This window comes from Actinoplanes flavus (genome assembly GCF_017592555.1).
Taxonomy (GTDB): Bacteria; Actinomycetota; Actinomycetes; order Mycobacteriales; family Micromonosporaceae; genus Actinoplanes; species Actinoplanes flavus.
In genome coordinates, this window is the sequence record NZ_JAGFNS010000024.1 from 147384 (window position 1) to 159606 (window position 12223).

8 protein-coding genes are annotated in these 12223 nt (G+C 69.8%); all 8 read left to right on the plus strand.

The genetic code is table 11. The features are described from left to right. The first annotated feature begins 31 nt into the window (after window positions 1-31). A complete protein-coding gene (locus J5X75_RS31065; RefSeq protein WP_208471101.1) occupies window positions 32-1687 on the plus strand; it encodes a class II aldolase/adducin family protein in 1656 nt (551 codons plus the stop codon). Next, entirely contained in the window at window positions 1684-5118 is a 3435-nt protein-coding gene (locus tag J5X75_RS31070; RefSeq protein WP_208471102.1) for a DUF4915 domain-containing protein, read from the plus strand. The genes J5X75_RS31065 and J5X75_RS31070 overlap by 4 nt, the downstream gene beginning before the upstream one ends. Beyond that, complete coding sequence (locus J5X75_RS31075) at window positions 5111-6493, plus strand: glycosyltransferase (RefSeq protein ID WP_208471103.1); 1383 nt, start codon at window positions 5111-5113, stop codon at window positions 6491-6493. Before J5X75_RS31070 ends, J5X75_RS31075 begins: the two co-directional genes overlap by 8 nt. Continuing rightward, window positions 6493-7467 (plus strand): aldo/keto reductase, encoded by a 975-nt coding sequence (locus J5X75_RS31080; RefSeq protein WP_208471104.1) that lies wholly within the window; start codon window positions 6493-6495, stop codon window positions 7465-7467. The genes J5X75_RS31075 and J5X75_RS31080 overlap by 1 nt, the downstream gene beginning before the upstream one ends. A 15-nt stretch (window positions 7468-7482) precedes the next feature. After that, the gene (locus tag J5X75_RS31085; protein ID WP_208471105.1) at window positions 7483-9048 is read left to right on the plus strand and encodes an alpha-amylase family glycosyl hydrolase; all 1566 of its coding nucleotides are present in this window, start codon (window positions 7483-7485) and stop codon (window positions 9046-9048) included. Next, the gene (locus J5X75_RS31090; protein WP_307798363.1) at window positions 9038-10309 is read left to right on the plus strand and encodes a D-arabinono-1,4-lactone oxidase; all 1272 of its coding nucleotides are present in this window, start codon (window positions 9038-9040) and stop codon (window positions 10307-10309) included. Before J5X75_RS31085 ends, J5X75_RS31090 begins: the two co-directional genes overlap by 11 nt. Further along, entirely contained in the window at window positions 10306-11532 is a 1227-nt protein-coding gene (locus tag J5X75_RS31095) for an MFS transporter (RefSeq protein WP_208471106.1), read from the plus strand. Before J5X75_RS31090 ends, J5X75_RS31095 begins: the two co-directional genes overlap by 4 nt. 50 nt (window positions 11533-11582) lie before the next feature. Further along, a partial coding sequence (gene cysD, locus J5X75_RS31100; RefSeq protein WP_238490168.1) for a sulfate adenylyltransferase subunit CysD occupies window positions 11583-12223 on the plus strand: 641 nt, incomplete at its 3' end.

A 12223-nucleotide genomic window follows, 5' to 3' on the forward strand; every position in this document is an offset into this window, starting at 1 on the left:
CCGGCGATACCCCCTGGCTGGAAACGGTGACATGTCTGATCTGCTCAAACTTTCGACCGCGCCTGAGGACTTTCCACCGCACGCCGACACACCCCGCGAACGCGTTCTGCACCGGTCGCATCTGGTCGGAGGAGACCTGCGGCTGACCCGCGCCGGCGGCGGCAATTTCTCCGCCAAGGGCCGGATCGGTGACGAACCGGTGCTCTGGATGAGCTCGTGGGGCTGCGACGGCGCTGCCACCACCGAGGACGACTTCCCGGCCCTCTACCTCGACCGACTACTCGAACTGCGGCACCTGGAGCCGCTCGACGACCGTACGATGCTGGACCGGATCGCCGCCGCGGCGGTGACCGGTGAGCAGAAGCCGCCCGGCATCGAGACCCTGACCCACGCCTTCATCCCGGCGACCCACGTCGACCACTGTCATCCCGATGCGGTCATCGCACTGACCAGCATCCCCGACGGCAAGGAACGTGCGGCAGCCGAGTTCGGCGACGAGGCGATCTGGTTCGACTACCGGCAGTTCGACATGGGTGTCGCTCAGGAGCTGGCCGAACGCATCGCCGCACAACCGCGCTGCCGGTTCGTGCTGCTGGCCCACCACGGCATCTTCACCTGGGCCGAGACCAGCGAACAGTGTTACCACAACTCCCTCGAAGCGGTCCACCGGGCCCGGCGCGCTCTCGACGCGGCGCGGTGCGGTCGTCCCGGCGACATGGGTGGTCCGGCCGTCCAGCCGTTGAGCCGGGAGAACGCCGACGATCTGCTGTCGGAGCTGTTGCCGGTCATTCGGGGCGCACTCCGTGAGGACGGGCAGGGAGTCGTGTTGCGTACCGACACCGGCGCCGAGGCTGTCGCGTTCGCGTCGTCGGTGCGTGGGCCGGCACATACCGACGCGGGGCCGGGCTGCCCGGACTCTCTGGTCACGGTCGGCTACCGGCCCCTGGTGCTGAAACCCGGCGAACTGCATCCCGATGGTGTGCGTGCGGCGATCGCGCGGTTCCGCGAGCGATACACCGAGCTCTTCAACCGGTACGCCGACGAGCAGGCCCGCCGTCACGGCCCGCGCCGCGACCTGCCGCGGGGGCTGCTGCTGCCCGGCATCGGTGCGGTGACCAGCGGCACCGACGCGACCCAGGCGGCGATCTGCGCCGAGCACTTCGAACAGACCCGCGCGGTGATCCGGGCAGCCGACACGGCGGGCGGCTACACCAGCCTCACCGAGGCGCAGGGCATAGCCGACGAGTACTGGCCGATGATGCGGCTCAAGCCGCTGCTGCGGACGGCGCCCGGCCGGCTGGCCCACCTGGTGTGCCTGGTCGTCGGCGCCGGCGCGGACGCGAAGAAGATCGCGGCCGGTCTGTCCGCCGAAGGGGCGCACGTGGCGCATCCGGCCACGGTGGATCCGCGGCCGGCCGTCCGCGACGCGGTGCTCGCATTCGGCGGATTCGATGTGGTGGTCGACCTGACCGGCGATCGCCGGCTGCTGATCGAAGCGGAGGCGGTCTTCGCCCGGCAGCGCGGCAAGGGCCTGGCCTGCCTGGTCGGGCACACACCCGCCAACGCGTATGACGGTGAGCACATCGACGTGCTCACCGAGGACAACCCGGGCCTGGTCGCGGAACGCGTCATCGCGGCTCGGCAGGCACGGAACCCGAACGTCATGGGGAGTGAGGAGAAGTCGTGACCGGACACTCGTACGACAACTGGCCTGGAACGAAGAACCTGCTACCACAGGGACACGTTCTTCTGGCCTCGTGCTTCGACGCCCATCACACGATCGGCGGCGGCCTGTTCGCCGTCGGGGAGACCGTGGAGGCGGTCGACCACGTCTCCAGCACCGGCATGTGTGCCGACGGCTCGCTGCTGTACCGCTGCCTGTGGAGCGCCGAGGGCAGCCCCGCCGAACTGGTCGCCTACGACAATGCCGGGGTTCGTCGCTATCACCGGCTCGACGAGGTGTCCACGCCGCACGACATCCTCTGCGTCAACGGTCAGGTGCTGGTGGTGGCCACCACGCAGAACGAGGTGCAGTCGATCGCCCGTGACGGCGAGGTGCTGTGGCGGTGGCGGGCGCCGGGCGAGCCGGACAGCTGGCACCTCAACAGTGTCGCGAAGTACGGGGACCGGATCGTGGTGTCCGGCTTCGGCCCGTTCCTGCGCCGGCGTGGCTGGGACGAGAACGGCAAACCGGACACCGGGCGGGTGGTCGCGCTCGACACGGGCGAACCGCTGCTCACCGGATTCCGGGCGCCCCACCACCCGTACTACGAGAACGGGGTGTGGCTGGTCTGTGACTCGGCGGCCGGTGAGCTGGTCGAACTGCCCGACGCCACCCGGCAGCCCACGAGGCGGCTGCCGCTGCCCGGATGGCCGCGTGGCCTGGCCGTCACCGATACGCATCTCTTCGTCGGCATCAGCCCGCACCGCTACCTCGACTCGTCGGTCGAGACCGCGGCGGTGGTCGTCGTCGACCGGGCCGAGTGGCGGGTCACCAGCGTGATCGACCTGCCGGCGCGGGAGGTCTACTCGCTGGCGATCGTCCCGCAAACGCTGGCGGAAGGCGCTCGCCACGGTTTCCGGTCGAACCACACACGCGCCCACGAGCAGGGCCAACGGGAGCTGTTCGACCAGCTCGGCAAGCGACCTCGGCAGCTGTGGGCGGTCGGCGACCACCTCACCGAGGACGAGTGCCGGATCAGTGTCACGCCGGAGGAGCCGATCTTCGAGCAGGTCGAGGCCAAGAGCCTGCTGACCTTCACCTGCCGGGTGCAGAACACCGGAACCGGTCTGCTCACCCCGGCTCCGCCGCAGCCGGTCCGGGTGGTCTACCGCTGGTACGGCGCCGACGGCGAGCCGGCCGACACCCAGGACATCAAGTCAGCTCTCCCGCGGTCGCTCCCGCCGGAGTCGGCGACCAGTGTGCTGGTGCGGGCTCGCGTACCCGAGCAGCCGGGCCGTTATCGGCTGCGGATCACGCTGGCCCAGGATGATGGGCCGGTCTTCGACGAGTTGCACGCCGACAACGCCACCGAGATCGAGTTCGAGGTGGTGCCGGAGGGTTTGCACGATGAGGCACTGATCGACTTCGGGCTCTATCCGTCGGAGGTGCGGGCCGCGCGCAGCGGAACCACCGTCGAAGACTTCCTCCGTGAGCTGCTGTACCACCCGACCGGCGCACCGCGCGGCCTGACGCTGGGGCTGATCGCCGAACGCGGCAAGGCCGCGTTCGTCGACGCCGTCGCCAACGTCCTGGGCTGCTCGCCGGATTCCATCCGCTACGCGGTCGAGCAGGCCACCAGCGGCGTCCAGCGAGTGATGCTCACCGGCGCGGAGGCGATCGCGCTGGTCATGCACCGGTTCGGCATCAAGGTCGCCTTCACCTACGCCGGCACCTCGGAGCTGGCGCTCTGTGACGCGACCGCCCGGCTCGGGTTGTTGCGCAACGGCCGCGGGGACCGGGAGAGCGTCTTCCAGGCGGCCGGCGCGAGCCTGCTGCGGCCGGGCCGGGGTTCGGCGATCGTGCACGCGGCGCGGGGCCTGACCAACGCGCTCGGCGCGGTCGGCGCGGCCCGCCGTAACGAGATCGGCACGCTGGTGCTGGTCGGCATGCCGTCGACCGGGTCCGCGCCGTTCTTGCCGCCGCACGGCGAGCCGCGGCTGATCGAGGCGTGCGGTGAGTTCGCCAAGGCCGCGTTCGAGCTCGAGGCGGTGCCGCCGGAGGACTCACCGGCCGAGCGGGCCGGTGCGGTGGCGGTGCTGGTCGATGCGCTGCGGCAGGCGGATCTGGCCGTCCGGCAGGCACCGTTCGGGCCGGTGCTGATCGGTGTGCCGCAGGATGTGGCGGAAAGCTGCTGGGTGCCGCTGGAGGATCTGCCGCTGCGGGCGGGCAACGCGTCCCGCCCGGTCGACCGCGACGCGGTGCGGGAGGCGGCCGGCCGGCTGGCCGGTGCTGCCCGGCCGGTCACGCTGGTCGACGACTACGCCCTCAAACACCCGGATGTACGGGCGGCGCTGGCCGCGTTCAGCCGGGCGACCGGCAGCGCGGTACTCCAGGTCAAGTACCGCCGCGGTCCGATGATCTTCGAACGTGTCAGTGCGGCCGAGGTGCCCGGCTTCGTCGGCTGGTACGACCCCAACGACCCGAACCACCGCGCGATCATGGAGGCCACCGACCTGATCGTCACCGTCGAGGACCGCAACATGTACCCGCGGGTCATCGGCGAGCTGCCTCCCGGGCCGAAGATCGCGGTGACCTCGAAGGCGTCGGCGGTCCGTAAGAACGGGTACCTCGACGCGGAGGACGTTCTGGTCGACGGCGATGTGGTGGGTTCGCTGCGCGGGCTGGCCGCGGCCCTCGGCGACCGCAACGGCGCCCCGCGCTGGTACGAGGACCTGGTTCGCGAGCCGACTCCGCCGCGCCACCCGGTGCCGAAGGCCGCACAGACCGTACGGGAGGGACTCGCCGATGCACTGACGGCGGTGGCCGCAGAACAGGACCGCCCGGTCGCGCTGGTCGACGACAGCCAGATGTTCGGTGGCCTGCTCGCCGAGGTGTACGACTTGCTTCCTTCCGGTGTGCGGGTGTTCGGCGACCATGGTGGCTTCGTCGGCGGCGGCACCGCCACGGCGACCGGTCTGGCCGCCGGCGAAAACGGTGTCCGTGTCATCTGCACTCTCGGTGACCAGGGCCTGACCAACGGCATCCAGGGCCTGGTGGCCGCGGTGCAGGACAACGTCCCCGTCACGTTCGTCGTCTGCAACAACGGCGGAAGTGTGTCCCTGCGCAAACAATCCCGCGGGCAGACGCTGCTGGACGCCGGCTTCCACGACTACCTCGACAACGCCGCCGGCATGCGTTACAGCGAGACCGCCGCCGTCCTCGGCCTGCAGTCGCGGCGGGTGGAACTGACCAACTGGCTGGACAACGAGTCGACGGCCGGCCGGCTCAGCGACTTCCGGCAGGCGCTGACCTCCGCGCTCGAGCACGCCGGGCCGTCACTGATCGAGCTGGTCCTGCCGTCCGACCCGGAGTTCTGGACCGGTGTCTGGATCACCGAGGGCTTCGAGCCGCTGGCCAAGCCCATGGCGAGCCTGGAGGATCCCGCCGATGCATGAGGTCGCTGTGCGCGCCGCCGACATCGCGGCGTACCAGCGGGTTCTCGGTCCCGAGCGCAGCCTCGCGCTGCGCTCGGGCGCCGAGCGCCTGGCCGGAACCCTGGCCGGGCGAACCGTCTGGAACATCAACTCCACTTCCGCCGGAGGTGGTGTGGCGGAACTGCTGCACTCCCTGGTGCCGCTGGCCCAAGCCCTCGGCATCCCGGTGCGGTGGCTGGTGATCGACGGCGACGCGCCGTTCTTCACCATCACCAAACGGCTGTGCACCCTGGTCTACGGCTCGGCCGGTGACGGGGGTCCCACCGGTGAGGCCGAACAGGAGCACTACCGGCAGGTGCTGCGAGCCAACGCCGACAACCTGGCCGAGTTCGTCCGCCCCGGTGACATCGTGATCGTCCACGAGGCGCAGCCGGCCGGCCTCATCCCGGCCGCCGCGAACCTCGGGGCGCGGGTGGTGTATCGGGCGCACACCGGCTGCGACACCCCGAACGAGCACACCGCCCGGGGCTGGTCGTTCCTCCGTCCGTACGTGGAGAAGGCCGACGCGTCGGTATTCCTGATCGAGCCGCACGTGCCGGACTGGGCGCCGAACCCGTACGTCATCGCCCCATCGATCGACCCGTGTTCGCCGAAGAACGTGGACCTGAGCCCCGCCACCGCCGTCGCCGTCCTGCAAGCGGCCGGTGCCCTGGCCGGCGCGGGCAGCGGGCAGGTCGAGGTGCGGCACCCGGTGATCGCGGTTCGCGACGGCGAGCCGCCCGCGGCCGACGTTCCGATGGTGGTTCAGGTTTCACGCTGGGACCGGCTCAAGGACATGGTGGGGGTGCTGCGGTCGTTCGCGGCGGCTGACGTGCCGGGCACCTGGCTGACCCTTGCTGGTTCCGAGGTCACCGGCGTCTCCGACGATCCGGAGGCGGAGGAGATCTTCGAGGAGTGCCGCGGTGTGTGGTCGCGGTTACCGCCGTCGATCCGATCCCGGGTGCAGCTGCTCTGCCTGCCCATGGCCGACCCCCGGGAAAACGCCCTGGTGGTGAACGCTCTGCAACAACACGCCACGGTCGTCGTACAGAAGAGTCTGGCCGAGGGGTTCGGACTGACCGCGACCGAGGCGATGTGGAAGTCGCGGCCGCTGCTCGCCAACGCCGTCGGCGGTCTGCGCGTGCAGGTGGTTCCGGACGAGTCCGGCATCCTGCTCGACCCGGCGCAGCCCACCGGCGCGGCCGAGCCGATCGCCCGGGTCCTCGGCGACCCGGCGCTCGCCGAACGTCTCGGCGCCGGCGCCCGCCGGCGGGTCCATGAGCGGTACCTGCCCGACCGGCATCTGCTGGAGTGGGGCCGGCTGATCACCGCGCTGTCCGACGAGGGAGAACGTTGATGCGCCAGCTCGGAAAGAACGGCCCGGCCAGTTTCGACATCGGCCTGGGCTGCATGGGGATGTCGCAGTTCTACGGGCCCGGCGACGACGCCGAGTCGACCCGTACCATCCACCGCGCCCTCGACCTGGGCGTGAACCTGCTGGACACGGCCGACATGTACGGTCCCTACCTCAATGAGGAGCTGATCGGCCGGGCCGTGCGCGACCGGCGCGAGCAGGTCCTCATCGCTACCAAGTTCGGCAACGTCAAGGACGAGACCGGCCGGGTGGTGCGAGTGGACGGAACCCCCGCGTACGTCCGCCAGGCGTGCGAGGGCTCGCTGCGGAGGCTCGGTGTCGACACCATCGACATCTACTGCCAGCACCGGGTGGACCGGAGCACCCCGATCGAGGAGACCTGGGGAGCCATGGCCGAACTGGTGAAGGAGGGCAAGGTTCGTTACCTGGCCGTGTCGGAGGCGTCGGAGCAGACCGTGCGCCGGGCTCACGCCGTACACCCGGTGACGGCTGTTCAAACCGAATTCTCCCTGGTCTCCCGCGATCCGCAGGCGGGGTTGCTGCATACGTTGCGGGAGCTGGGGATCGGGTTCATCGCCTACGCGCCGCTGGGAAGAGGTCTGCTCAACGGCCGTATCGACGCGGACACCCGTTTCCCGGACGACGACTTCCGCAGCACGCTGCCCCGCTTCGGCGGCGACAACCTGCGCGCGAACGTCGAGCTGGTGGACCGGGTGCGGGAGCTGGCCAACCGCCGGGGGATCACGGTCGCGCAGCTGGCGCTGGCCTGGGTGCTGGCACAGGGCCGTGACATCGTGCCGATCCCCGGCACCAAGACGGTGGCCCGGCTGGAGGAGAACGTGGCCGCCGCCGACCTCACCCTGACCGAGGACGAACTGCGGCTGCTGGACAGCGTCGCACCGATGGGCGCCGCGGCGGGTGATCGTTACCCGGACATGTCCGGCGTGGACATCTAACGAGAGGAGGGCGACATGGACACCGAACAGTGGTGGCGCAGCGCTGTCATCTATCAGATCTATCCGCGCAGCTTCGCCGATTCCGACGGCGACGGCATCGGCGACCTGCCCGGCATCATCGACCACCTGGACCACCTCAACAACGGGACGTCGAGGTCACTGGGTATCGACGCGGTGTGGCTGTCGCCCTTCTACCCGTCACCGCAGGCGGACTTCGGTTACGACATCAGCGACTACCGGGCCGTCGACCCCGTCTACGGCGACCTGGCCGACTTCGGCAAACTGGTCGACGAGGTGCACCAGCGGGGAATGCGACTGATCGTCGACCTCGTCATGAACCACACCTCCGACCAGCACCCATGGTTCGCCGAGTCGCGCTCCGACCGGACGAACCCGAAACGGGACTGGTACATCTGGGCCGACGGCCGTGACGGCGGGCCGCCCAACAACTGGCTCAGCTCCTTCGAGCGCTGCGGTGCGGCGTGGACTCTCGACCCCACCACCGGCCAGTACTACCTGCACAGTTTCACTCCGCAGCAGCCCGACCTGAACCTGCGCAACCCGCGGGTCCGGGCCGCGATCGAGGACGTCTGGCGGTTCTGGCTGGAGCTGGGCGTCGACGGGTTCCGCATCGACGTCGCGCATCGACTGATCAAGGACAGTCTGTTGCGCGACAATCCGGGCCCGCTCGCCGCCTTCCGCCGTCATCACAGCCACCCCGAGCTGCGGCAGTTCAACATCGACCGGCCGGAAAGCCACGATCTGCTGCGCGAGCTACGCCGGGTCCTCGACGGCTACGGCGACGGGCTGCTGCTGGGGGAGGTGCCGATCAGCGACGACAGCCGGCTCGTGGAGTACTTCGGCGCGGACGGCATGCACACCGTCTTCCACATCGCCTTCTGGGAACAGCCGTGGGACGCGGCGGCGTTCCGGACCACCGTCGACGGCATGTCCGCGCTGGCCCGGCCGGACGCGCTGCCGACCTACGCGCTCGCCACCCACGACATCTCGCGGACGGTGAGCCGGTACGGGCCGGCCCAGGCCCGGGTCGCCGCGCTGATGCAGTTCACGCTGCGTGGCCTGCCGTGCGTCTACTACGGCGAGGAGATCGGCATGGCGGACTCCGCGCCGCCGGTGGTGTTCGACGTCGACGGGCGGGACGGGCAGCGCGTACCCATGCAGTGGGAACCGACCGGGACCGGCTTCACCACCGGCACGCCGTGGCTGCCGTTCGGCCGGGACATCGCCACCGCCAACGTCCGCGTCCAAGACCACGATCCCGGCTCGATGCTGAACCTCTACCGGCGGCTGATCGGCTACCGGCACGCGTCCGAGGCGCTGCGGTTCGGTGACTACGAGTCGCTGCGCTCACCCCGCGACACCTACGTTTACCGGCGCCGCACGGCCGGCGAGGAATTGATCATCGCGTTGAACTTCGCCGACCGGCCGATCGTTCTGGGCTTCGGCGAGGGCGCCGGAATGCTGGAACTGTCCACCTCGGCGGACCGTGAGCGCGTCCCGGTTCGGCTCACCGCGGTTCACCTCGACGAGCTGGAGGGGGTGATCATCCGTGTCGTCTGAGCTGCTCAACTGGGCGGGCAACGTGACGTTCCGAGCTCGGCGGGTGCATCGGCCGTCGACCCTGGAGGATCTGCGCGCGACGGTCGCCGGCAGTTCCCGGATCCGGGCGCTCGGCACCCGTCACTCGTTCAGCGACGTCGCCGACACGACCGCTGACCTGGTGTCGCTGGAGAACATGCCGCCGGCGATCACGATCGACCCGGTCGCTTCCACGGTCACGGTCGCCGGTCAGGTCCGTTATGCCGAACTGGCGGCCGAGTTGGACGCCGCCGGGTTCGCACTGGCGAATCTGGCGTCGCTGCCGCACATCTCGGTCGCCGGGGCCTGCGCCACCGGCACCCACGGCTCCGGCGTGCGCAACACCACGCTTCCTGGATCGGTGCGGCGGCTCGACCTGGTGATGGCCGATGGCGACGTACGGACGATCGGACGCGGCGATCCGGGTTTCCCCGGAGTTCCGGTGAGCCTCGGGGCGCTGGGTGTGGTCACCGCCGTGACGCTGGACGTGGAGCCGGCGTACGAGGTGGCGCAGACCGTCCATCTCGATCTGCCGGTCGCGGCCGCTCTGGACAATTTTCGCGAACTGGTGTCCTGCGCGTACAGCGTCTGCCTGTTCACCGACTGGGCGGAACAGGTCTTCACCCAGGTGTGGGTGATCGCCCGGACCGACGAGCCGGAGCCGAAGATCGTCAGGGAGCCGTGGTTCACCGCCCAACCGGCCACCCGTGACGTGCACCCGGTGATCACCAATTCGGCGGCCGCCTGTACCACTCAGCGTGGCATCCCGGGCCGCTGGCACACCCGGCTGTCCCACTTCCGCCCCGAGTGCACACCAAGCTCGGGCGAGGAACTGCAATCGGAGTACGCTGTCCCGGCCGCGCACGCGGTTCCGGCGTTGCGGGCGATCGCCGGTATCGCCGAGGCCGTCCACCCGGTGCTGCAGATCTGCGAGGTTCGCACGGTGGCGGCCGACGATCTGTGGCTCAGCCCGGCGTACGGCACGGATACCGTGACGATCCACTTCACCTGGATTCCTGACGAGCGTCCGGTTCGCGAGGCGATCCGGCTGGTCGAGGAGTGCCTGGCTCCGTTCGCCGCGCGCCCGCACTGGGCCAAACTCACCGAGATGTCGCCGGACCGGGTCCGGTCGCTGTACCCGCGCTTCGACGATTTCCGATCTCTGGTTCGCGAGTACGACCCGGTCGGCAGATTCGCCAACCCGTTCACGGATCGGTACCTGCACGACGGGAGCCCAGCATGAGCAACACGTCGCCACCCGCGCCAGAGCAGCTCGCCCGGCTGCGCGTCGCGGCGACTCTCTTCTTCGGCATCGGCGGTTTCCTGTTCGCCGGCTGGTCGGTGCGGATCCCCGCGATCAAGGAACAGGTACAGGCGTCGCCCGGCTCCCTGGGCTTGGCGCTGCTCGGCATCTCGGGCGCCGCGGTCGTCACGATGATGGTCACCGGCACCATGTGCCGGCTGTGGGGGAGCCGGCAGGTGACCATCGCGTCGGCGGTGCTGCTATCGCTGGCCGTGGTCCCTCCGACGCTCACCCATTCGCCACTGACTCTCGGCCTGACCCTGTTGATATTCGGGATCGGGTACGGGGCCATCGACGTCGCCGTCAACAGTGTGGCCGTCGACTTGATCGCGGCGATCAAACGGCCGATCATGTCCGGTCTGCACGCGGCGAACAGCGTCGGCAGTCTGATCGGCGCCGGGCTCGGAGCGGTGCTGGCGATCCGTCTCTCCCCGTTGGCACACATGCTGGTCGCGATGCCGATCAGCCTGATCGCCACGGCATGGGCGGGGCGGATGCTGATGGCGGCGCCACTGCCCCGGGCGAAGCGACCGGATCACGGCGGGGTGTCACTCCGCGGCGGCCGGCGTTTCGGTGTGATCGTCGGCCTGGCCTCGGTGGTGGCGCTGTGTGCCGCGTACAGCCAAGGGGCCATGGACAACTGGGTGCCCCTGCATATCGAGACCGATCTGGGCCACAACTCCGCGGTCGCCGGCGCCGGGTACGCGACCGTGGCGGGGACGCTGACCATCGGCCGGATCGTCGGCGTACGCCTGCTGGAGCGCTTCGGTCATGTCGTGGTCGTGGTCGGCGGCGGTCTGGTCGCGGCGTGCGGCGCTCTGCTGATGGCCCTGTCACCGGTGATCTGGCTGGTCTTCGTGGGCCTGGTCGTGACCGGGCTCGGCCTGTCGAACATCTTCCCCAGCGCGCTGGCTCTGGCCGGTTCGACCGGCGGCCCGAACGGCATCGCGATCGCCTCGACGCTGGGCTACGGCGGCATCCTGCTGGCTCCGCCGACGATCGGATTCCTGGCCGACAGCTACGGACTGCCCCGCGCGCTCACCATCATCGCCGCGATGCTGATCGTCGCTGCCGCGCTGAGTTTCGTGGTCCGGCGCGAATTGCACGGCACCTCCACGGCGCCGTCGCCCGATGCCGTCCAGTACCCGGAGGAGGTGCGGTGATACGGCGGCAGTCCCACCTCGATCTGCTCGAAGCGGAGAGCATCTTCGTCATGCGTGAGGTCATGGCCGAGTTCGAGCGCCCTGTGCTGCTCTTCTCCGGCGGTAAAGATTCGATCGTGATGCTGCGCCTCGCGGAGAAGGCGTTCGCGCCGGCGCGTATCCCGTTCCCGGTCATGCACGTCGACACCGGGCACAACTTCCCGGAGGTCCTGGAGTACCGGGACCGCCGCGTCGCCTCGCTCGGCCTGAACCTGGTGGTGGCCAGTGTGCAGGAGGCGATCGACACCGGCCTGGTCCGGGAGTTGCCGGACGGTACCCGTAACCGGATCCAGACGCCGGTGCTGCTCGCCGCGGTGGAGAAGTACCGGTTCGACGCTCTCTTCGGCGGTGCCCGCCGTGACGAGGAGAAGGCTCGCGCCAAGGAGCGGATGTTCAGCTTCCGTGACGAGTTCGGCCAGTGGGATCCGAAGAACCAGCGGCCCGAGTTGTGGGCGCTCTACAACGGCCGGCATCACCCGGGCGAGTCGATCCGGGTCTTCCCGCTGTCCAACTGGACCGAGCTGGACGTCTGGCACTACATCGCCAAGGAGAACATCCCGCTCCCGGGCATCTACTACGCCCACGACCGGGAGGTCGTCGAGCGTAACGGGATGTTCTACGCGGTCAACGAGTTCATCCGGCTGCGTGACGG